Source organism: Caulobacter sp. DWP3-1-3b2 (assembly GCF_049896325.1).
Taxonomy (GTDB): Bacteria; Pseudomonadota; Alphaproteobacteria; order Caulobacterales; family Caulobacteraceae; genus Caulobacter.
In genome coordinates this window covers 15,884-34,905 of the sequence record NZ_JAFCUB010000043.1, presented here as the reverse complement: position 1 = coordinate 34,905, position 19,022 = coordinate 15,884, and the positions used below count along the sequence as shown (strand labels likewise).

At 67.3% G+C, this 19,022-nt stretch carries 21 protein-coding genes; 11 read left to right on the top strand and 10 right to left on the bottom strand.

Annotated elements, in window-relative coordinates:
* Nucleotides 1–129: 129 nt before the first annotated feature.
* Both ACP7AG_RS19360 and ACP7AG_RS19355 read right to left on the bottom strand, forming a co-directional pair.
* Nucleotides 130–1,500 carry an ABC1 kinase family protein gene (locus tag ACP7AG_RS19360; protein ID WP_426015111.1) on the bottom strand — a complete coding sequence of 457 codons (1,371 nt, stop codon included), beginning with the start codon at nucleotides 1,498–1,500 and terminating at the stop codon, nucleotides 130–132.
* 140 nt (nucleotides 1,501–1,640) lie between these two features.
* Nucleotides 1,641–3,431, bottom strand: coding sequence for a M3 family oligoendopeptidase (locus ACP7AG_RS19355; RefSeq protein WP_426032895.1), 1,791 nt, complete (start codon nucleotides 3,429–3,431; stop codon nucleotides 1,641–1,643).
* Between the two features lie 101 nt (nucleotides 3,432–3,532).
* Here ACP7AG_RS19355 and ACP7AG_RS19350 point away from each other — a divergent pair, with 101 nt between their 5' ends.
* The 4 genes from ACP7AG_RS19350 (at nucleotide 3,533) to ACP7AG_RS19335 (ending at nucleotide 6,303) form a co-directional block, all read left to right on the top strand.
* A complete protein-coding gene (locus ACP7AG_RS19350) occupies nucleotides 3,533–3,763 on the top strand; it encodes an AbrB/MazE/SpoVT family DNA-binding domain-containing protein (RefSeq protein WP_426032893.1) in 231 nt (76 codons plus the stop codon).
* Complete coding sequence (locus tag ACP7AG_RS19345; RefSeq protein WP_426015116.1) at nucleotides 3,760–4,098, top strand: type II toxin-antitoxin system PemK/MazF family toxin; 339 nt, start codon at nucleotides 3,760–3,762, stop codon at nucleotides 4,096–4,098. Before ACP7AG_RS19350 ends, ACP7AG_RS19345 begins: the two co-directional genes overlap by 4 nt.
* A gap of 181 nt (nucleotides 4,099–4,279) precedes the next feature.
* Nucleotides 4,280–4,669: a hypothetical protein gene (locus tag ACP7AG_RS19340; protein ID WP_426015118.1), complete on the top strand. Its 390-nt coding sequence runs from the start codon at nucleotides 4,280–4,282 to the stop codon at nucleotides 4,667–4,669.
* Nucleotides 4,670–4,827: 158 nt separating this feature from the next.
* Entirely contained in the window at nucleotides 4,828–6,303 is a 1,476-nt protein-coding gene (locus ACP7AG_RS19335; RefSeq protein WP_426032891.1) for a sigma-54-dependent transcriptional regulator, read from the top strand.
* A 47-nt stretch (nucleotides 6,304–6,350) separates the two neighbouring features.
* Here ACP7AG_RS19335 and ACP7AG_RS19330 read toward each other — a convergent pair whose 3' ends face one another.
* From ACP7AG_RS19330 to ykgO, 6 genes are all read right to left on the bottom strand, one after another.
* The gene (locus ACP7AG_RS19330) at nucleotides 6,351–6,758 is read right to left on the bottom strand and encodes a hypothetical protein (RefSeq protein ID WP_426032889.1); all 408 of its coding nucleotides are present in this window, start codon (nucleotides 6,756–6,758) and stop codon (nucleotides 6,351–6,353) included.
* Nucleotides 6,759–7,127: 369 nt separating this feature from the next.
* The gene (locus ACP7AG_RS19325) at nucleotides 7,128–7,457 is read right to left on the bottom strand and encodes a hypothetical protein (protein WP_426015123.1); all 330 of its coding nucleotides are present in this window, start codon (nucleotides 7,455–7,457) and stop codon (nucleotides 7,128–7,130) included.
* Nucleotides 7,458–7,561: 104 nt separating this feature from the next.
* Nucleotides 7,562–7,828, bottom strand: coding sequence for a DUF2312 domain-containing protein (locus ACP7AG_RS19320; protein ID WP_426015125.1), 267 nt, complete (start codon nucleotides 7,826–7,828; stop codon nucleotides 7,562–7,564).
* 73 nt (nucleotides 7,829–7,901) lie between these two features.
* The gene (locus ACP7AG_RS19315) at nucleotides 7,902–8,771 is read right to left on the bottom strand and encodes an NAD(P)-dependent oxidoreductase (RefSeq protein ID WP_426032887.1); all 870 of its coding nucleotides are present in this window, start codon (nucleotides 8,769–8,771) and stop codon (nucleotides 7,902–7,904) included.
* A gap of 180 nt (nucleotides 8,772–8,951) precedes the next feature.
* Nucleotides 8,952–9,569, bottom strand: coding sequence for an HAD-IA family hydrolase (locus tag ACP7AG_RS19310; RefSeq protein WP_426032885.1), 618 nt, complete (start codon nucleotides 9,567–9,569; stop codon nucleotides 8,952–8,954).
* A complete protein-coding gene (gene ykgO, locus ACP7AG_RS19305) occupies nucleotides 9,569–9,694 on the bottom strand; it encodes a type B 50S ribosomal protein L36 (RefSeq protein ID WP_007663273.1) in 126 nt (41 codons plus the stop codon). Before ykgO ends, ACP7AG_RS19310 begins: the two co-directional genes overlap by 1 nt.
* A gap of 150 nt (nucleotides 9,695–9,844) precedes the next feature.
* Between ykgO and ACP7AG_RS19300 the strand changes: the two genes are divergently transcribed.
* The 4 genes from ACP7AG_RS19300 to ACP7AG_RS19285 all read left to right on the top strand — a co-directional run bounded on the left by ACP7AG_RS19300 (nucleotide 9,845) and on the right by ACP7AG_RS19285 (nucleotide 12,508).
* Nucleotides 9,845–10,510 carry a class I SAM-dependent methyltransferase gene (locus ACP7AG_RS19300; protein WP_426032883.1) on the top strand — a complete coding sequence of 222 codons (666 nt, stop codon included), beginning with the start codon at nucleotides 9,845–9,847 and terminating at the stop codon, nucleotides 10,508–10,510.
* Between the two features lie 36 nt (nucleotides 10,511–10,546).
* Nucleotides 10,547–11,827 carry a lytic murein transglycosylase gene (locus ACP7AG_RS19295; protein ID WP_426032881.1) on the top strand — a complete coding sequence of 427 codons (1,281 nt, stop codon included), beginning with the start codon at nucleotides 10,547–10,549 and terminating at the stop codon, nucleotides 11,825–11,827.
* Between the two features lie 151 nt (nucleotides 11,828–11,978).
* The gene (locus ACP7AG_RS19290; protein WP_426032879.1) at nucleotides 11,979–12,164 is read left to right on the top strand and encodes a toxin-antitoxin system TumE family protein; all 186 of its coding nucleotides are present in this window, start codon (nucleotides 11,979–11,981) and stop codon (nucleotides 12,162–12,164) included.
* Complete coding sequence (locus tag ACP7AG_RS19285) at nucleotides 12,161–12,508, top strand: winged helix-turn-helix transcriptional regulator (protein WP_426032877.1); 348 nt, start codon at nucleotides 12,161–12,163, stop codon at nucleotides 12,506–12,508. Before ACP7AG_RS19290 ends, ACP7AG_RS19285 begins: the two co-directional genes overlap by 4 nt.
* A 3-nt stretch (nucleotides 12,509–12,511) precedes the next feature.
* Here ACP7AG_RS19285 and ACP7AG_RS19280 read toward each other — a convergent pair whose 3' ends face one another.
* Nucleotides 12,512–13,852 carry an MFS transporter gene (locus tag ACP7AG_RS19280; protein ID WP_426015136.1) on the bottom strand — a complete coding sequence of 447 codons (1,341 nt, stop codon included), beginning with the start codon at nucleotides 13,850–13,852 and terminating at the stop codon, nucleotides 12,512–12,514.
* Between the two features lie 188 nt (nucleotides 13,853–14,040).
* Here ACP7AG_RS19280 and motA point away from each other — a divergent pair, with 188 nt between their 5' ends.
* From motA to mnmD, 3 genes are all read left to right on the top strand, one after another.
* Nucleotides 14,041–14,910, top strand: coding sequence for a flagellar motor stator protein MotA (gene motA, locus ACP7AG_RS19275; protein ID WP_426015137.1), 870 nt, complete (start codon nucleotides 14,041–14,043; stop codon nucleotides 14,908–14,910).
* 142 nt (nucleotides 14,911–15,052) lie between these two features.
* Nucleotides 15,053–15,376, top strand: a complete 324-nt coding sequence (locus tag ACP7AG_RS19270) for a hypothetical protein (RefSeq protein ID WP_426032875.1) — start codon at nucleotides 15,053–15,055, stop codon at nucleotides 15,374–15,376.
* 82 nt (nucleotides 15,377–15,458) lie between these two features.
* Nucleotides 15,459–17,279, top strand: a complete 1,821-nt coding sequence (gene mnmD / locus ACP7AG_RS19265) for a tRNA (5-methylaminomethyl-2-thiouridine)(34)-methyltransferase MnmD (RefSeq protein ID WP_426032873.1) — start codon at nucleotides 15,459–15,461, stop codon at nucleotides 17,277–17,279.
* A 66-nt stretch (nucleotides 17,280–17,345) separates the two neighbouring features.
* Here mnmD and ACP7AG_RS19260 read toward each other — a convergent pair whose 3' ends face one another.
* A complete protein-coding gene (locus tag ACP7AG_RS19260; protein ID WP_426032871.1) occupies nucleotides 17,346–18,578 on the bottom strand; it encodes an OmpA family protein in 1,233 nt (410 codons plus the stop codon).
* Nucleotides 18,579–19,022: the final 444 nt, after the last annotated feature.

The window sequence follows — 19,022 nt, the reverse complement described above, 5'->3', positions numbered from 1 at the left end:
CCTGTGGCTCAACAGGCTCCACAACCACACGCCTCGAAAGTGCCTGGGCTTCCAGACACCCGCCGAGGTCTACGCCCTGTTGCACTTCAAGTGTGAATCCACATCCCGGCATTCGCCGGTATGAGCGGACTAGGTGACCCCCGCCGCGCTCAACACCGCCGCCTGGCGCTGGGCCAGGCCCTCTTCCGAGAAGCCCTCCAACGAGGCCTCGAACAGCGCCTTCCAATTATGCCGCGCCCCAAGGTGCAAGAACGCCGCGCCCAGGCCGATGGCGGCGCGGTCCATGAACACGAACTCGCGGGGGATGGTGATCGGCCCCTTTTCCTTCAGGGCCTGGCGCACCTTGAAGGCCTCGCGGCGGCCATATTCGCCGGGCGGCACATCGTCGGCGACGGTGCGCACCCGGTCGTCCAGCAAGGGGCCGTAGATGAACCGCGCCCAGACGTTCAGCACATCGACCAGGTCGTCATTGAGATTGGCGAAGCCCCAGCTGCGATAGGCCTCCCTCTGCTCGGCGCGGTCGTCGTTCAGCAGGCCGCGATAGAGCCGCACCACCCCGGCGACAAAACGCGGCGGAAAGATGCGGATACAGCCAAAGTCCAGCAGGTTCAGATGCGCCGCGCCATCGCCGCCCTCGGGCCCGCCAAAGGTGTAGTTGCCCAGATGCGGGTCGCCATGAATGATCCCCAGCTTGGTCATCGGGGTCCACCAGGCCTCGAACAGCAGGGCGGCGATGCGGTCGCGGGTCTCCTGAGGCGCGTCCTTGAAGGCCAGCAACCCCTGCCCCTGCATCCAGGTCATGCTCAGCAGTCGCTTGGTCGACAGCGATAGGACGGGCTGGGGCACCAGGATCTCGGCGCGGCCGGAGAAGAAGTCGCCATAGAGCGCCATCAGCTTGGCCTCGCGCTCGTAGTCCAGCTCCTCGCGCAGGCGGTCGCCGATCTCGACGATCATCTCGGTCGGGTCGATCGAGCCGTCCATGCGCTTGAACAGTCCAAACAGGCCGCGCAGCTGACCCAGATCGCTCTCGACCGCGCTCTGCATGTCCGGATATTGCAGCTTCACCGCCAGGGCGCGACCGTCGGGCCCGACGGCGCGGTGCACCTGGCCCAGGGACGCGGCGGCGGCGGCCTCGTGCTCGAAGCTGTGGAAACGACCCTCCCACTCCGGCCCCAGCTCGGCGGCCATCCGGCGGCGGACGAACGGCCAGCCCATGGCGGGGGCGTTGGTCTGCAGCTCGGCCAGCTCGGCGGCGAATTCCGGCGGCAGCAGGTCGGGCACGGTGGCGAACATCTGGGCCGCCTTCATCAGCGGACCCTTGAGACCGCCCAAGGCCGCCTTCAGGGCCTTGGCGTTGCGGGCGTCGGCGCTGTCGCCGCCGAAGAGGCTGTTGGCGCCGTAGGACACGGCCGCGCCCGACAGGCCGGCCCCGACCTTGGCGAAGCGGGTCAGGCGACCGGCGAGGCGGTCACGTTCGGGGTCTCTGGGATTATCGGCCATGCTCTAGGTCGTCCCTCTGTGGGGGAGGTGTCGGTGAAGCCGACGGAGGGGGGAGTCGGCCGGCGTGGGATTATTCCCCCCTCCGGCGCTTCGCGCCACCTCCCCCAAAAGGGGAGGACTTAAGAGTGCAGGGCCGCGCCTCACACCAAGGCCTCGAACTCGTCCACCAGCCGCTCCAGCTGCGCGCAGCCCGCCGCCCAGAAGGCCTTGTCGCGCGGGTTCAGCCCGAACGGCTCCAGCGCCTGGACATAGGTGCGGGTGCCGCCGGCCGCCAGCAGGTCCTCGTAGAGCGGCGCGAACGCCGCCGGGTTCTCGCGGCGCTTTTCCATCAGGCCGCGCACCAGCAGGTCGCCGAACGCATAGGCATAGACATAGAACGGCGCGTGCACGAAGTGGCTGACATAGGCCCAGTAGTGCTCATAGCCCGCATTGAGGGTCACGGCCGGGCCCAGGCTCTCGGCCATCACCTCGACCCACAACTGGCCGATCTGGTCTGGAGCCAACTCGCCCGCTTCGCGGGCTTCGTGAAAACGCCGCTCGAAGCGGTGGAAGGCGATCTGGCGGACCACGGTGTTGAGCCCGTCCTCGATCTTGCCCGCCAGCAGCCCCTTGCGGTCAGCCGGGGTGGCCTCGGCCAGCAGCCGGTCGAACACCAGGCCCTCGCCGAAGATCGAGGCGGTCTCGGCCAGGGTCAGGGGGGTGTCAGCCAGCAAGGTGCCCAGCGGCGCGCACAGGGTCTGGTGCACGGCGTGGCCCAGTTCGTGGGCCAGGGTCAGCACGTCGCGCCGCTCGCCCATGAAGTTCATGAAGACGTAGGGGTGACGGTCGGCGGTGACCGGGTGCGAATAGGCCCCCGACTGCTTGCCGACGCGGGGGCGGGCGTCGATCCACGGCTCGGCGAAGAAGGTCCGGGCGGTGTCGGCGAATTTGGGGGCCAGGGCCTGGTAGCTGTCGAGCACGATCTCGCGCGCTTCATCCCAGCCATAGGCGCGGGGGGTGGCGGCGGTCAGGGGCGCGTTGCGGTCCCAATAGTCCAGGGTCTCGCGGCCCATGATCTTGGCCTTCAGCGCGTAATAGCGGTGTGACAAGCGCGGATAAGCCTCGACCACGGCGGCTTCCAGGGCGTCGACGGCGTCGCCGTCGACCTCGTTGGCCAGGTGGCGCGACTGGGCGGGACTGTCGAAATGCCGCCAGCGATCCTCGACCTGCTTTTCGAACGCCAGGGTGTTCATGACCAGCGCCTGGGTCGAGACACGCTCTTCCAGCGCCTGAGCCAGGGCGTCGGCGGCGGCCTTCCTGCGTTGGCTGTCGGCGTCCGACAACCGGTTCAGGGCCTCGGGCAGGGTGAGGGTCTCGTCGCCCACCTTGGCGGTCAGCTTGGCCAGGGTCTCGTCATAGAGCCGCACCCAGTTGGACACCGCCGGGCTGCGATCGACGATGTAGCGCTCCAGGTCAGGCGACAGCTCGTGGGGCCGCGACAGGCGCAGGCGGCGTAGCCACGGTGTCCACCGCTTGGCGGCGGGATGGGCCTGCAAGGCCGCTTCCAGCTCACCGTCCTCAAGCTGGTTCAGCTCCAGCGAGAAGAACAGGCTCTCGGCGGCGATCTGCGAGGCGCGAGCCCGCAGGTCGCCCTCAAACTTGGCCCAGGCCGGGTCGTCGCGGGCGACCGAGGCCGCCAGGCTGGCATAGGCCCCCACGCTCCACAGGCCGTTGGTCGCCTGCTCGTACAGCTTAATCCCGCGATCCAGCAGAACGCCCAGGCGCTCTGGCTCGCCGCGGGCCTGCAGGAACAAGCCCTCCAGCGAGGTCAGTTCGTCATTGGCGGCCTTGGCGGCGGCCAGGTCGGTTTCGATCTGCGGATCATCGCGACCGGCATAGAGGTCGGCGAGAGTCCACTCGGGCAGGGCGTCGTTCTTGAAGGGGGCGTTCATGGTCTACCGATATGGCGCGTGAGGGGCCGGACGCAATCGTAATGGATTGAATTTCAACACGATTGCTCTACATTGTAGATACTTAGACCGGGGATTAAGCCATGCGCGCATCCGTTGCCAAGTGGGGTAACAGTCTCGCCGTCCGCCTTCCGAAGGACGCGGTGGAAGCGATCGGCCTGCGCGACGGTTCCCCCCTCGACCTGACGATCCAGGACGGCGCCCTGACGCTGCGCCCGCGCCAGTGGGACATCAAGGCCTTGGTCGCCCAGATCGAAGGTGACCCACCGCCTCTCGAATTCGAGAACACGGCGCGCGGCAGTGAAGTCTGGTGAGCGACTGGTCGCCCGTTCCTGGCGAGATCGTCTGGCTCGATTTCGCCCCGACCCAAGCCACGGAACAGTCAGGACGCCGACCGGCCCTGACCCTTTCGGATAGCGGCTACAACGCCGCGACGGGTCGAGCCATGGTCGCGCCGATTACCAGCAGGGCTCGCGGCTGGCCGCTGGAGGTCGCGCTGGCGGCCAATGATCCCGTCGAGGGCGCGGTCCTGGTCGATCAGGCGCGTTGCGTCGATTGGCGCGCGCGCTTCGCCAAGCCTGCCGGTTTTTGCGCGCCTGCCACCTTGGAAGCCGTGCGCGGCAAGCTCTCGGCGTTACTGGGCCTCTAGAGCACTTCCCGACCTGACTGCGTCAGGCCGTGAGCTCTAATCTTCTGTTTTGACGCATTTTTCTTCACGCGAACCGGAACGACTTCGCTCGAAAAATGCTCTAGCCCCCACCATTACCGCGAATTAAAATGCGCCGGAGCCCGCTCCCGAATATCCTTGTTCCATCGTTGAGGGACCTTCGATGCTCCGCGTCGCCGCCGCTATCGCCATTGTGCTGAGTCTTGCCGCCGCGCCGTCGGCCATGGCGACGGACAAACCCATGGGTTGGTTCGCGACCTCGGTGCGCAGCGTGTTCATCTTCCACAGCTGCACCGAGCGGTTGAAGGAGAAGTTCAATATTGGCCCGCTCACGGGCCTTGAGGTCACCAATATGGACACAGACGCCAAGCGCGCCGACGGGGCGATGGACGTGCGGTTCGAGGCGATCACCACCGAGAAGAAGACCGCCCGCAAAACCCACTTCGCCGGCGTCTGCCATGTCGGCCCCGAGGGCGAGACCCGCATCGACGCGCGGCGGGTCAGCCAGAGCGGCGGCGAGATCCGCCGGATCAACCCCGGCAAGGCCGGCTGACATCGTCTAAGCGGCCGTTCGTTACCCCGCGTTAAGGGCGACCGTTAATCCCTGACTCACGTCTCCGAAACCCGGTCTTTACACCCGTCCTGTATCACTCTGAACCAACAAGAGCCCTGTCCCATGTCGGACGCGGCCGGTTCAGTGGGTGTCTTCAAATGACCAAGACGGTTCTCGTCGTCGACGACGATCCGACTCAACGTCGGCTGATCCAGGCCGTGCTCGAGCGCGACGGCTTCGCGGTCTCGCACGCCGAGAACGGCGACGCGGCCATGGCTCACCTGGCCAGCGGCGCGCCGGTGGATGTGGTGCTGCTGGACCTGGTCATGCCCGGCATGACGGGCCACGAGACCCTGCAGGAAATGCGGGCGCGCGGCTTTGCCCAGCCGGTGATCGTGCTGACGGCGAGCGGCGGCGTCGACACCGTGGTCAAGGCCATGCAGGCCGGCGCCACCGACTTCTTCATCAAGCCGGCCAGCCCCGAGCGGATCACCGTCTCGATCCGCAACGCCCTGTCGATGACCTCGCTGAAGGGCGAGGTCGAGCGGCTGACCAAGCGGGCCGGCAACCGCACCACCTTCGCCGACCTGATCGGAACCTCGCCGGCCATGACCCTGGTCAAGCGCATGGGCGAGCGGGCCGCCAAGAGCTCGATCCCCATCCTGATCACCGGCGAGAGCGGGGTCGGCAAGGAGCTGATCGCCCGAGCCGTGCACGGCGCCTCCGAGCGGGCCGGCAAGCCGTTCGTGGCGGTCAACTGCGGCGCCATTCCGGAGAACCTGGTCGAGTCGATCCTGTTCGGCCACGAAAAGGGCAGCTTCACCGGCGCCACCGACAAGCACCTGGGCAAGTTCAAGGAGGCCGACGGCGGCACCCTGTTCCTGGACGAGGTCGGCGAACTGCCGCTGGACATGCAGGTCAAGCTGCTGCGCGCCCTGCAGGAGGGTGAGATCGACCCGATCGGCTCCAAGCGCTCGCAGAAGGTGGACGTGCGCATCGTCTCGGCCACCAACCGCGACGTGGCCCACGCCGTCCAGCAAGGCCGGTTCCGCGAGGACCTCTATTACCGCCTGAACGTCTTCCCGATCGAGGCCCCGTCCCTGCGCGAACGTCGCGACGACATCCCGGCCCTGGTCGAGGCCTTCATCCGCCGCTTCAACATCGAAGAGGGCAAGCGGGTGGTCGGCGCCGCGCCGGAGACCCTGGGCTTCCTCAACGCCTTCGACTGGCCCGGCAATGTCCGCCAGCTAGAGAACGCGGTCTATCGCGCCATCATCCTGGCCGACGCGCCCTATCTGCAGCCCTATGATTTCCCAGCCATTTCGGGCGTCGTGCCCCCCCTGCCGGAGGCCGTCGCCTCCACGCCTTCGACCCCCGACCTGCCCGCCGTGCTGCAGGCCGCCCACGCCGCCATGGCGCGCACGCCCACACCGGACTCGCCGGTTCGCATCCTCGACGACCGCGGTCACCTGCGGACGCTGGAAGAGATCGAGCGCGACCTGATCCAGCACGCCATCGAGGTCTATGCCGGCCATATGAGCGAAGTGGCCCGCCGTCTCGGCATCGGTCGCTCGACCCTCTATCGCAAGGTGCGCGAACAGGGCATCGACGTCGACATGCGGGAAGCGTCGTGACCAGCGGCGGTCAGATCCACGGTGGATGGCGGTCCAAGGCCTGATCGTCAGGCCATTTTCAGCGCGGAATTGAAGGAGGGCGTCCCGTCGCGAGGCGCCTCCAGCCTTAGCCAGCCGTCGCCCGCGCGACGGGCGGCGCCTTCCAGCTCCAGACCTTTAAGTTCGGCCGTCACCGTCGCCAGCGGCACGACGCGCCCCCACCGTTGCGTCAGCTGCCGGGTGATCTCGGCGGCTGGAGTCACCGTGTGGCCCTTGCCTAGGACCAACAGGACCATCTCGCGAACCGAGCGGCTCTTGCGGCCGCGTCGGACGGGCGCGTCGGCGGCGAAGCTGGCGGTTTCGGCGGCTACCACCCCTTCCACCAGTCCGGCCTGTTCGATCGCCCCGAGCGCCAGGCTCAAGGCCTTCAGCTCGCCCTGGAAAGGGGCTTGAGCCCGCTTCTGCGCCTCGATCATGCGGATCTCCAAATCCGCCTTGCGTCTCAAAAGATATTCGTAGGTGCTCGCCATAGGAAAATGTCCGTCGTGCGTGAAACTTCCCCCGCGGTCACGCTATCGCGGGGCGTCGCCTGCCCGCGTTTTGCGGACAAGCTGCGCCGTAAAAAATGATTAAGAAATATACCTTCAAGTATCCACGAATTTTCGGCCCTGTTCCTTTCCAGAAACTTAACGTCGTTCGCCGATCATTGTTATTAAGTAATAAAATCAATGCTTATAGGGGATTGACACCACGACTTTCGATACCGCATTGGTTGTTGACCAAGATTACCACTTTTGCTCATTTTGAGGTTTTGCTTAGGCGTTTCACGTTTGAGACGAGCGCCTTTAGTCCTTGCTCGAAGCATTGATCTGGTGTCGGCGGCCAAAACCCTTGCCGCGTTTCATCGGCTTGCGCTCGCCTTTCGCCTTGGCGGCGATTTCCTTGAGCTTGAGGGTCTGGTTGACCGACATGGCCTGGCCGGCGCCGCCCTTCTCGGGATCGCCGAACGCCCGGCCGTAGGTCTCGATGCGCTGAGCGACCGAGCCCAGGAACTCGCCCTCCCATTCGGACAGCTCGATTCCCATCTTGTCGGCCGCACGCCGCGCACGCTTCAGGGCGTTCAACGCCGCCTTGCGGGCCTGGGCTCGGGGATCGGGCGGCTTGCTGGCGCGCATGGCGACAGACTAGCGGGCGTCGGCGGCCGGACGCACGGAGAAAAATGGCCAACTTGGTTGGCTACGATCGGGGACGCTCGCATTGCGAGGTCCCCGATCGCTCGTTAGATCGCGCCGACGGCTGACAGGTACAGGTCCAGGATCGCATCCTCTTCCTGGCGCTTGGCGCGGTCCTGCTTGAGGATGCGGACCACCTTGCGCAGGATCTTGACGTCGAAGCCGTTGCCCTTGGCCTCGGCATAGACCTCCTTGATCTGCTCGGCGATCTCGCCCTTCTCGGTCTCGAGGCGCTCGATCCGATCGATGATGCTTTTCAGCTGGCCTTGGGCGGTGGAGTTCAGGACGTCTGAATGGGCGGCGTCGTCGGCCATGGTCGTCTCGCATGTGTCGGAGGGCGGAAAGGCCGGGAACCTAGTGGCAACGGGCCGCGAGTGGAAGGCGGATTCAGCGGCCCTCGACACGTCCGCGCGAGACTTCCGCCAAGGCGGCCAGGTCGGGGGTTTCGCCCCCACCCGCCAGCAAGGCCTCCAGCCCGCCCTCGACCAGGTCGGCCAGCGGCAGGGACAGACCCTTGTCCGCGCCCGCGGCCTGGGCCAGGCGCACGTCCTTCAGCGCCAGATCGGCGGCGAAGCCTGGTGGGTGGTAGCGCCCCTCGGCGATCATGCCGCCATAGATCTTGTAGATCGGGGCGGCAAAGAGGGTGCTGGTCAGGACCTCCAGCAGATCGGCGGCCGGCACGCCGTGCGCCGCGCCCAGGGCGGTGGCCTCGCCCATGGCTTCGACGGCGGCGACGATCATCAGGTTGCCGGCGATCTTGACGGCGTTGGCGCGAACCGGATCCTCGCCCATCGGCCAGACCTTGGCCGCCAGGGCTCCCAGCACCGGCAGGGCGTGGGCCACGGCGTCGGGCGCGCCGGCCGCCAGCACGTTCAGCCCGCCGGCCCGCGCCACCGGCGGGCGGCCAAACACCGGGGCGGCCACGTAGCCCAGGCCCAGCGCGGCGTGCCGGTCGGCCAGTTCGCGTGCGAAGGCCGTGGAGATGGTGGCCAGGTTGACGTGCGTCAAACCAGGCCTGGCGCGCGGCAGGGCGTCCAGCAGCACCTCACGGATCGCCTGGTCATGAGCCAGCATCGACAGGACCATGTCGCCCTGCAGCGCCTCCTCGATCGTTTCGGCGACCTTGGCGCCCGAGGCGGCCAAGTGCGTCGCCGGGCCGGGCGAGCGGTTCCACACCGTTACGGCGTGGCCCTTCTCCAGCAGGTTCTCCACCATGGCCCTACCCATGGCCCCCAGGCCGATGAAACCGATGTCCATGGGAAGCTCCTGTCTTCCTTCTCCCATTGCAGGAGAAGGTGGCGGCCGAAGGCCGACGGATGAAGGGTCTCTCAAACGTCCGACGTCCGGCCAAATCGATCAACTGGTCGCGGCGGGCGCGTTCTTCAACCCCTCATCCGGCGCTTCGCGCCACCTTCTCCCGCAAGGGGAGAAGGGATTTCAGAGCAAGCCGTGCTTCTCGATCGCCGGGCGCAGGGCCGCCGGGTCGGTAAAGTGGTGGGTGTGGAAGCCCATCGCCGACGCCGCCGCGATATTGGCGGCGCTGTCATCGACGAACAGCAGGTCGGCGGCTTCCAGGCCCGTGCGCTCCAGCACGATCTCGTAGATCCGCGGCTCGGGCTTGATCACCCGCTCTTCGGCGGAAACCACGGCGTCGCGGAAATGGCGGAAGACCGGGCTCATGGCCTGCACGCCGGGCCAGCTCTCGGACGACATGTTGGTCAGGGCGAACTGCGGCACGTCGCGGGCCGCGAGGGCCTCGATCACCGACTCGGTCTCGGCCAAGGGTCCTGAGAACATTTCGGGCCAACGGGCCCACCAGGCGGCGATGTGCTCGGCATGGTGGGGATGCTCGGCGCTCAGCGCGGCGATGTTGTCGGCGAAAGTGACGCCGCGATCAGTGGCCGCGTGCCAGTCCATAGTCCCGACATGCGAAAGGAACCGATCCAGATGAACCGGTTCCTTGAAGATTTTCGCGTAGAGCGTGCGCGGATCCCAGCGCACGATGACGTTGCCGACGTCCCAGAGCAGCGCCCTGGGAGGCCGTGCGGGCGTCATCAGCCCTGCTTGGCTTTGAAGCGCGGATCGGTCTTGTTGATGATGTAGACCACGCCCTTGCGGCGGACCAACTTGCAATCGCGGTGACGCGACTTCAGCGACTTCAGCGAGCTACGAACCTTCATGACCGTCTCTATACTCAGCGGAGAGGTTCGCGACCGCCATGCTGGCGAAAGGAACATCCGGGGTGTTTCGGAGGGCAGGCGTATAAGCAGCGCAGGCAGCGGAGTCAATGCGCGCCATAGGTATCAGGTCACTCAAGGAAGCGCGATGACATGACCAGGGTCGCCGGAACCCAGGGCTACGACCAGGACGTCGCGGCGTTCTTCGAACGGTCGGAAAACGTCGCCTTCGCCGACAAGCACGCCGCTGTGCTCAGCGTCCACCCCGCCCCGCCCGCCAGGATCCTCGACATCGGGGCTGGAAGCGGTCGCGACGCCGCCGACTTCGCGAACCTGGGACACACCGTGCTGGCCGTGGAACCGACGCCGGCCTTGCTGGCCGGCGCGATCGCCCACCACGATCATCCCGCCATCACATGGCTGGACGACAGCCTTCCGGATCTGTCGGCCGTGCTGGCGCGCGGCGAGACGTTCGACCTCGTCCTGCTATCGGCGGTCTGGATGCATCTGGACGAAGACGAGAGGCGGCGGGCCATGCCGAACCTCTCGGCCCTCTTGGCGGAGCGCGGCGTGCTGATCCTCTCGTTGCGCCATGGCCCCGTCCCTCCCGGTCGCCGGATGTTCGCGGTTGCGGCCACCGAGACCATCGCCTTGGCCCAGGCCGCAGACCTTCGGATCCTGGTCCACGAGACGCAGGACTCCATCCAGCCGGCCAACCGACTGGCAGGCGTCACCTGGACGATCCTGGCGTTCCAGGCCGAAAACGCCGCAGATCGAACGCGGCAGGCCGCAACCTTCACCGCTCTGTCGCCCTTGTGATTGCGGCCTTGGTGCAAACCCCGTTAGCCTGCCGTCATGGATAGACGCGTTTTTCTCGTTCTGCTGTTGGCGGGTTGCGCCGACACCTCGACCAACGCTCCGTTGTCGCCTTCGACCGCCGCACCGACGCCGCTTGGCCCCGCCCCCATGCCGCCCGCGCCGAAGCCGGTGACGGCGGGCGGCGACATCAATTTCGACGCCTGGCTGGCCGCCTTCAAGCAGAGGGCCCTGGCCGCCGGCCTGAGCCAGGCCCTGCTCGACCGCGAACTGAACGGCGTGACGCCCGATCCCAAGGTGGTGTCGCTGGATGGCAGGCAGCCGGAATTCTCCAAGCCGGTCGGCGACTATATCAAGGGCGTGATCAGCGACGACCGCGTGGCCGTGGGCCAGGGCAAGCGCGAAACCCTGACCTTCCTGCCGGGCGTGGAGAGCCGCTACGGCGTGCCGCGCGACATCCTGCTGGCCGTCTGGGCCATGGAATCGGCGTTTGGCAAGCTGCAGGGCAGTTTCGACGTCGTGCGCTCGATGGCCAGCCTGGCCGCCGACGGCCGCCGCCGGACCTGGGCCGAGGGCGAGTTGATCGCCGCCCTGAAGATCATCGATTCAGGCGAGGCCACCCGCGCCCAGCTGCGCGGCTCGTGGGCCGGGGCCATGGGCCAGACCCAGTTCCTGCCGTCCAACTACCTGACCACCGCCGTCGACAACGACGGTGACGGTCATCGCGACATCTGGGGCAGCGACAGCGACAGCCTGGCCTCGGCCGCCAACCTGCTGAAGAAGGGCGGCTGGAAGCCCGGCGTCGGCTGGGCCAAGGAAGTGGTCCTGCCGGCCGGCTTCGATTACGGCTTGGCCGAGGGGCCGCGCGAGATCCCGTCCTGGTGGGAAGCGCTGGGCGTGCGGGGTGCCGATGGCCTGCCCTGGACGGCCGCCGACGCCGCCTCGCCCGCCGGCCTGATCCTGCCGGCCGGGGCAGCGGGTCCGGCCTTCCTGGCCCTGCCCAACCATTTCGCGATCCGCACCTACAACAACTCGACGTCCTACGCCCTGGGGATCGGCCTGCTGGCCGACCGCTTCGCCGGCGGCGGGCCGCTGGTTGCATCCTGGCCGGTCGAGACGCCGCTCTCGCTGGCCGACCGGATGGCCGCCCAGATCGCCCTCTCCCGCCTGGGCTTCGACCCCGGCCCAGCCGATGGCGTGATCGGGGCCGGCACCCGCAAGGCCCTGCGCGCCTGGCAACAGGACCGCCGCCTGCCGGCCGACGGCTATCTGTCGTCCGACATGGTGGCGCGGCTGAAGGCCCAGGCGGGGATTGGCTAAGCATCCGTTGGAGTAATCGACAACAGGCCGAACTGTTGGCATAAAGTCCAACATGAAGGCGGAGTTGCTCCTTCGCGAACGTCACCTGCTTGCTGGCGCCGCTTTTGTGGAGATGCGGATTTAACGTGTAAGCCGACCGGTGCTTGGGTCGATGCACGATTTCCAACACGCGCTGGTCTACGTGGTCAGTGGCGTCTGCGCGCTTCGCTATGACAACGAGGCCGGCAAGGGCGATCACAAGCACGAAAGAGAGCGTGAACAGGTCTACGCCTTCAGGTCTTCAGAGCACCTTCTGGCTGACTTCTGGAACGCGGTCGATGCGTGGAGGCCCCAATGAACACCGTGACCCTTTCCATCGGCTTGCGCGAAGACGTCAACCGACGCGCCCTGGGGGCGTTCGAGGGCAAGCCCCAAGGCGCGCGAATTTCGTTCGCCTCAACCGACCTTCTTTGGAGCACCTTGACCCGAAAACGCTGGGAGATCCTGCGAGCCATGAGGGCTCAGGGCGCTCTATCGATCCGCGAGGTCGCTCGCCGCGTCGGGCGCGACGTCAAGGCGGTACATGGCGACGTGCGGGCCTTGATCGCAGTGGGCGTCATAGAGAGCGCTGCCGGCGGCGGCGTGATCTTTCCCTATGACGCGGTTCACGTTGACTTCACGCTCGAAGCGAGCGCGGCGTAGGCCTTAGTGCGGCCCCGTCGCGTCGATCGAGCTGGCGTCGATGACCTGACTTTCGTCGCGGCGCTCCTGGGCCTGCTCGGCGTCGCCGACCTTGCGCATGATCGGGTCGATCAGGGCGTAGGCGACCAGGCCCGACAGGATCGCCAGGTTCAGCAGGTAGGGCGACGGATGGGCCCACTTGTAGAGCGCCACGCCCAGCACCGGGGCGATGATCACCGAAGCCCCGTTGATGGCGCTGATGGCCCCGGCCACCGCCCCCTGCTCCTCGTGCCCCACCGACAGCGAGGCGCCGGCGGTGAAGCCCGGCCGCGCGAAGCCATAGCCCAGGCTGCACAGCGCGAAAGCCACCACGAGGGTATGGTAGTCGGGCGAGAAGGCGACGATCAGATTGCCCACGGCCGCGCAGCCGGCGCCCACCCACAGCAGTTGGCGAGGCTTCAGCCGCAGCATGCGGATCAGGCCCCATTGGGCGAGCAGGCTGGCCACCGCGCCGGCCATCATCGCCACGCCCGCGAAGGCGGCGGCCTTGGCCGGCGAGATCTGCAGCTTGTCGATGACCATGAAGCCCAGGGTCTGTTGGTTCACGGTCTGGGCGCTGGCCAGGAGAAAGCCGAAGATGATGAAGGGCATGATCCGCCGGTCGTTCCAGCGCACCCGGGCGCGGGGCTTGTGGTCGGCGGCGCCTTCCCGGTCGGGGATCTCCTCCGGCTTCTCTGGCAGGCCGCGCACGACCAGCACCAGCACGATCACCGCGATCAGGGCGAACGAGAACATCGGCCCGGCCAGCGTCACCAGCGGAAAGACCAGGAACGGCGCCACGGCCGGGCCGAGGATCGTCCCCAGCCCGCTGGCCGAGGCCATGGTGGCCAGGGCGTTGGTGCGGTCGGCCGGCGCGGTGCGGTCGGCGACATAGGCCTGGGCCGCAGGGTTCGAGGCCGAGCCGACCAGGCCGAAGATCGCCCGCGACAGGGCCGCGCCCGCGAACACCGCCAGCGGGACCATCAGGCCCTTCAGGCCCATGAAGATGAAGAAGCCAAAGCCCAGCATCGAGATCGCGAAACCGGCCATGCCCAGCACGACCATCGGCTTGCGCCCCCGCTTGTCGGACATTCGCGCCCAGACCGGCGACATCACGCCCCACAGCAGGGCCGACAGCGAGAAGATCGAGCTGATCAGCACGTCCGGAATGCCCACCTCGCGGCCAATGGCCGGCAGCACGGTCTGCAGGGCGGTGTTGCCGGCGGCGCTGGACAGCAGCACGGCGAACAGGATGGCGAAGGCCCTGCCCTTGGCCCGCTCATCCAGGCTGGCGTTCGCCTGCGGGTCCGGACCGGACTGCGTCATGCTCTCCCTCCCAAGCGACGCGGGAGGACGCCGTTGAACCGGCTTTGGCTCCATCGGCCGTCAAACACTTGTTAGGCGGGTGTGGCGAAAGGCGCAACATGCCCTTCTGGGAGCGCGCCTCACGCTCACCTTGGATTAAGCATTGACGGCGATGATCCGGGCGCAAGTTACCCAGGGCTCTCTTCGTCATGTTCCAGATCATCGGCATCGTCCTGCTGTTTGGCCTCGTGTTCGGCAGCTTCATCATGTCTGGCGGCAAGATGGACGTTATCATCGAGGCCGCCCCCCACGAGCTGATGTGTATTCTCGGCGCGGGCATCGCCTCGTTCCTGATCTCGAACTCGATGACGGTGATCAAGGCCACCGGCGGCGGCTTCGGCAAGATCTTCAAAGGCCCCAAGTGGAAGACCAGCGACTATAGCGACCTGCTGAGCCTGCTGTTCCTGCTGACCAAGACCATGAAGTCCAAGGGCGTCATCGCCTTGGAAAGCCACATCGAAAAGCCGGGCGACAGCACGATCTTCCAGCGCTATCCGAAGATCACCAAGGACCACTTCGCCGTCGATTTCATCTGCGACACCCTGCGGATGATGACCATGAACCTGGAAGATCCCCACCAGGTCGAGGACGCGATGGAGAAGCAACTCGAAAAGCATCACCACGAGGGCCTGGCCCCGGCCCACGCCCTGCAAAGCCTGGCCGACGCCTTGCCCGCCCTGGGCATCGTCGCCGCCGTGCTGGGCGTCATCAAGACCATGGGCTCGATCACCGAACCGCCCGCCGTGCTGGGCGCGATGATCGGCGGCGCTCTGGTCGGCACCTTCCTCGGCGTCTTCCTGGCCTATGGCATGGTCGGCCCGTTCGCCACGCGCCTGACGGCTGTGGTCGATGAGGAAGGCTCGTTCTACAAGATCATCCAGGCCGTCCTGGTGGCCCATCTGCACGGCAACGCCGCCCAGATCAGCGTCGAGATCGGCCGTGGTAATGTTCCGACCCCCTCGCAGCCGAGCTTCCTGGAGTTGGAGACCGCGCTGCAGGCCATTCCCGCCGAGGCCTGATAACGGGCGCACATGACGATCACGCAGCGATCACGGATCCGTGAATTCTCTGCTTGCCCCTGCGTTCGAACTGATGTTCTGTGATCACAGGACGCGGCCCCAAGGCCGCGTCAGCGAACACAGCAGTCGCAAGGGAAGCCCCATGACCACCAAGGTTCTCCGCACCATCCTGATCGCCGGCATGGCCGTCTCGGCCCTGTCGCTCGCCGCCTGCGGCAAGAAGGAAGAGGCCGCCGACGCCTCGACCGCCGCGGCTCAAAGCGCCGCCGCCTCGGCCAGCACCGCCACCGACGCCGCCGCGACCGCCTCCGGCGCCGCCGCCGACGCCAACAAGGCCGCCGCCGACGCCGCCGCCGCTCCGGCTGGGGCCGTCGACGCCACCACCGCCGCCGAAGCGCCGGCCGCCGGCACGACCACCACCACGACCACTGTCGAGAAGAAGACCGAAGCGCCGGCCGCTCACTAAGCCTAAGCCTTTCAAGGCTTTCGGAAGGGCCGTCCGCGAGGGCGGCCCTTCTTCTATGGGCCGCTCTCGCTATAAGGCAGGCATGAGCGAGCCCGCGCCCTCCCCCGACTCTCCGCTCGTCTGGCGCGACGACGGCATGCCGCTGTCAGCGCTGTACGGCGACGTCTACTTCTCCAGCGCCGACGGGCTGGCCGAGACCCGGGCGGTGTTCCTCGAGGGATGCGGCTTGCCAGCCGCCTGGGTGGGACGCGGTCACTTCACGGTCGGCGAGCTGGGCTTTGGCACCGGGCTGAACATCGCCGCCCTGCTGGACCTGTGGCGGCGAAAAAAAGTGGCGGGCCAGCGCCTCCACATCTTCTCGGTCGAGGCCCACCCGATCACCCGCGACGAGGCGGCCCGGGCCCTGGCGGTCTGGCCGGAGCTGGGCGAAGCGGCCCAGGTGCTGCTCGACCATTGGCCCGGCGTGGCGCGAGGTTTCCACCGCGTCGACCTGCCCGGCTTCGACGCCACTTTCGACCTGGCGATCATGGATGTCGAACAGGCGCTGGCGACCTGGGACGGCGCGGCCGACGCCTGGTTCCTCGACGGCTTTTCGCCCGCCCTCAACCCCGCCATGTGGCGCGAGGAGATCATGGCGGCTGTCGCCGCACGATCGGCGTCCGGCGCGCGGGCCGCCACCTTCACCGTGGCCGGCGCGGTGCGGCGCGGCCTGGCCGCCGCTGGGTTCCAAGTCGATAAACGCCCGGGCTTCGGACGCAAGAAAGAGCGACTGGAGGCCCGCCTGCCGGGCGGACCGGTCGCGGCGCCCCGCCCTCGCCGCCTGGCGGTGATCGGCGGCGGGATCGCCGGAGCGGCCTTGGCCCGCGCGGGCCGCGCCGAGGGCCTGGAGGTCTGCCTGTTTGACGACGGCCATGCGCCGGCCTCGGGCAATCCCGCCGCCTTGGTCACCCCCGCCGTAGACGCCGGCGGCGGCCTACGCGCCGCCCTGCCGGCCCAGGCCTTTGCCCGCGCCGTGGCGCTATACGAAACCCTGCCCGAGGCCGTGATCGCCCGCGGGGTGCTGAAACTGCCCGCCGCCCCGCGCGATGAGGCTCGCCACGCCGTCGTGTCCGAGCAGGACCTGTTCGAGCCTGGCGCCATGGCCTTGTTGGACGCCGACGCCGTCACCGCGCGCCTGGGCGAGCCCGCGCCGGGCGGCTTGCTGATGACCAGCGCCCTGGTGGTGGAGCCGGCCCGCGTGCTGGACGCCTGGCGTGGCGCGCTGACCGCAACCTTGGTCGCTCGCATCGACCATGACAACGCGACCTGGCGGTTGTTCGACGTCGACGACCGTTGCCTGGCGCAAGTGGACGCGGTGGTCCTGGCCGGAGGCGCCGGGCAGGCCCGGCTATGGCCCGACGCGCCGCTGCGGCCCATTCGCGGTCAGACCAGTTGGACAACCGGCCCGGCCCCAGCCCCAGCCACCGCCCCAGACCCCGTAGCCTTTGGAGGCTACGCGACGCCGACCCGCGAAGGCGTGCTGTTTGGCGCCACCCATGATCGTGACGACCTTGGAACCGAGATTCGCGCCGTCGATCACGCCCGAAACCTGGAGGCCCTTTTCAAGGGCTTGCCGAAGCTGGCGGCCAGGCTGGATCCAGCGACGTTCGAGGGGCGCGCGGCCGTCCGGGCCACCACCGCCGACCATCTGCCCCTGGCTGGCGCGGTTCCGGACGCGCCGACGGGGCTTTGGGTCATGGGCGGCCTGGGTGGGCGCGGCTTCTGCCTGGCGCCTTTGTTGGCCGAACATCTGGTCGCCCGGATTCTCGACGTGCCCTCGCCCCTGCCTCGCCCCCTGTCGGCGCTCATCGAGCCGGCCCGATTTTCATCGCGACAGGGCGTTGGCGAACGCCAAAGCCCCTGACGATCGACCAAAGAAAAGGGCCCGGCGTCGCCGCCGGGCCCTCGACTTCAGTGCTGATCGCGATCTTTAGAAGTTGATCGAGATCGTGGAACGGCGGTTCAGCGGTTCCTTCACACCATCGCCGGTGGCGACGGCGGGAGCGCTTTCGCCCTTCCAGTCGACGGCCAGGGTGGTGGCCGCGACGCCTGCGCCGACCAGACCGTCAGCCACGGCCTTGGCCCGGCGTTCGGAAAGCTTGGCGTTGTACTTCGGCGAACCCGAGGTGTCGGTATGGCCGACCACGGTGATCTTCGTGGCGTTGCCGCCCTTGGCATAGTCGGCCGCCTGGCTGATCACGGCCTGGGCTTCCGGCGTCAGCACGTACTGATCGAACGGGAAGTAGACCACGAACTCCCTGGCTTCGTACGCAGCAGCCGGAGGCGGGGGCGGCGGGGGAGCCGGCATTTCAGGCGGGGGCGGGGGGGGCGGGGGCGGCGGGGGCGGCGGGGGCGGCGGCGGCGAGCCGAAGGTGTAACGGACGCCCAGGGTGATCGAGGTGTCCTTGTACTTGCCGCTGAAGGTGCCGACATCGGTCACCGAACCACCAGCCACGGGGCTGACGTTCGAGGTCACCGAACCCCATTGCAGGTCGTCGGTCTCCAGGTAGCGACCCGTCAGGTCCAGGGACCAGTTCGGAGCGAAGTCCCAGGCGACGCCCAGCAGGCCTTGATAGGCCAGGGCCTGGTCGACGTCGTCGAAGCTGGTGTTCTGGATTTGCGCGGTGGTGACGGGCGTGACGGCCCGGCCAGCTTGCTGGCCGTAGACCTTGTTATGAACCCAGGCCGTACCGACGCCCGCCCCGATGAAGGGGTGGAAGCTGGAGTCGGGCATGAAGTCATAGATGACGTTGGCCATCAGGGTGGTGGCCTTCAGCTCGCCGTTCGGTTCGCCGCAGGTCGGGTTGGCCGCGGTGCGGATCGGGCCGGCGGTGCACAGACCGATCGGCTGAGGACGACCGGCCGAACCCTTGACGCCGGAGATGTCGCCGCTGCGATAGCCGTATTCGCCTTCGACCCGCCAGTTGGGGGTAAAGCGATAACCGATGCGGCCAAAGCCCGCCCAGTCGTCGTCGGCCGAGAACGTCCATTTGTAAGGTTGGCCGTCTGTGGCGTTGACCGACGAAGTCGCCTTGACGCCGTCGGTCATGTGGTACCCGACGTCGCCGGCGACGTACCATCCGCTCAATGCACTTTGGGCGGAGGCGCCTGACGCGGCGCAGAGCGCAAGCGTCGCGACACCTGCCAGCAACCGGATTTTCATGATGTGAACCCTCTAGATGAATGTCTTGAAGCCGACAGAAGCAGCTTCAAGACGACAAACGCGCCAAGTCAGGAAATAGGTGTGGCCGATCCGCCACAACGGCCTCTATTTCGTCGAGATTGCGACTTTGCAGCCTGCAACTCCCGCCGACCTTGAACCGAACCGGCGAAATCAGAGACTGAATTCTTGATCCCCGCGCCGTGAACTCTAGATTTTGACGCCGCTTCAACACGTGAAAACGCCAAATTCCCTGAGTTTCGCGCAAAAGAAGCGCTGCAGACGGCAGAATGCTAAAGCACCAGACCGGAAATGGTTACGCCAACGGTCAGAGATTTAAAGTGCGCCTGCTGCGGAACCATTCGCGGCCGAGCAGATTCGTCCGTGCACGCAAGGCCCGACAACAACGCAATCTTGGGAGGAGATGGTGGACGCGACAGGGATTGA

Coding starts and splice junctions, on each gene's coding strand:
- ACP7AG_RS19310 (WP_426032885.1), bottom strand. CDS start 9,569: ATGACGCCCGCACGGCCTCCCAGGGCGCTGCTCTGGGACGTCGGCAAC.
- ACP7AG_RS19325 (WP_426015123.1), bottom strand. CDS start 7,457: ATGCGCGCCAGCAAGCCGCCCGATCCCCGAGCCCAGGCCCGCAAGGCG.
- ACP7AG_RS19270 (WP_426032875.1), top strand. CDS start 15,053: ATGACCACCAAGGTTCTCCGCACCATCCTGATCGCCGGCATGGCCGTC.
- ACP7AG_RS19355 (WP_426032895.1), bottom strand. CDS start 3,431: ATGAACGCCCCCTTCAAGAACGACGCCCTGCCCGAGTGGACTCTCGCC.
- motA (WP_426015137.1), top strand. CDS start 14,041: ATGTTCCAGATCATCGGCATCGTCCTGCTGTTTGGCCTCGTGTTCGGC.
- ACP7AG_RS19315 (WP_426032887.1), bottom strand. CDS start 8,771: ATGGACATCGGTTTCATCGGCCTGGGGGCCATGGGTAGGGCCATGGTG.
- ACP7AG_RS19330 (WP_426032889.1), bottom strand. CDS start 6,758: ATGATCGAGGCGCAGAAGCGGGCTCAAGCCCCTTTCCAGGGCGAGCTG.
- ACP7AG_RS19295 (WP_426032881.1), top strand. CDS start 10,547: ATGGATAGACGCGTTTTTCTCGTTCTGCTGTTGGCGGGTTGCGCCGAC.
- ACP7AG_RS19290 (WP_426032879.1), top strand. CDS start 11,979: ATGCACGATTTCCAACACGCGCTGGTCTACGTGGTCAGTGGCGTCTGC.
- ACP7AG_RS19360 (WP_426015111.1), bottom strand. CDS start 1,500: ATGGCCGATAATCCCAGAGACCCCGAACGTGACCGCCTCGCCGGTCGC.
- ACP7AG_RS19335 (WP_426032891.1), top strand. CDS start 4,828: ATGACCAAGACGGTTCTCGTCGTCGACGACGATCCGACTCAACGTCGG.
- mnmD (WP_426032873.1), top strand. CDS start 15,459: ATGAGCGAGCCCGCGCCCTCCCCCGACTCTCCGCTCGTCTGGCGCGAC.
- ACP7AG_RS19300 (WP_426032883.1), top strand. CDS start 9,845: ATGACCAGGGTCGCCGGAACCCAGGGCTACGACCAGGACGTCGCGGCG.
- ACP7AG_RS19320 (WP_426015125.1), bottom strand. CDS start 7,828: ATGGCCGACGACGCCGCCCATTCAGACGTCCTGAACTCCACCGCCCAA.
- ACP7AG_RS19340 (WP_426015118.1), top strand. CDS start 4,280: ATGCTCCGCGTCGCCGCCGCTATCGCCATTGTGCTGAGTCTTGCCGCC.
- ACP7AG_RS19350 (WP_426032893.1), top strand. CDS start 3,533: ATGCGCGCATCCGTTGCCAAGTGGGGTAACAGTCTCGCCGTCCGCCTT.
- ACP7AG_RS19285 (WP_426032877.1), top strand. CDS start 12,161: ATGAACACCGTGACCCTTTCCATCGGCTTGCGCGAAGACGTCAACCGA.
- ACP7AG_RS19260 (WP_426032871.1), bottom strand. CDS start 18,578: ATGAAAATCCGGTTGCTGGCAGGTGTCGCGACGCTTGCGCTCTGCGCC.
- ACP7AG_RS19280 (WP_426015136.1), bottom strand. CDS start 13,852: ATGACGCAGTCCGGTCCGGACCCGCAGGCGAACGCCAGCCTGGATGAG.
- ykgO (WP_007663273.1), bottom strand. CDS start 9,694: ATGAAGGTTCGTAGCTCGCTGAAGTCGCTGAAGTCGCGTCACCGCGAT.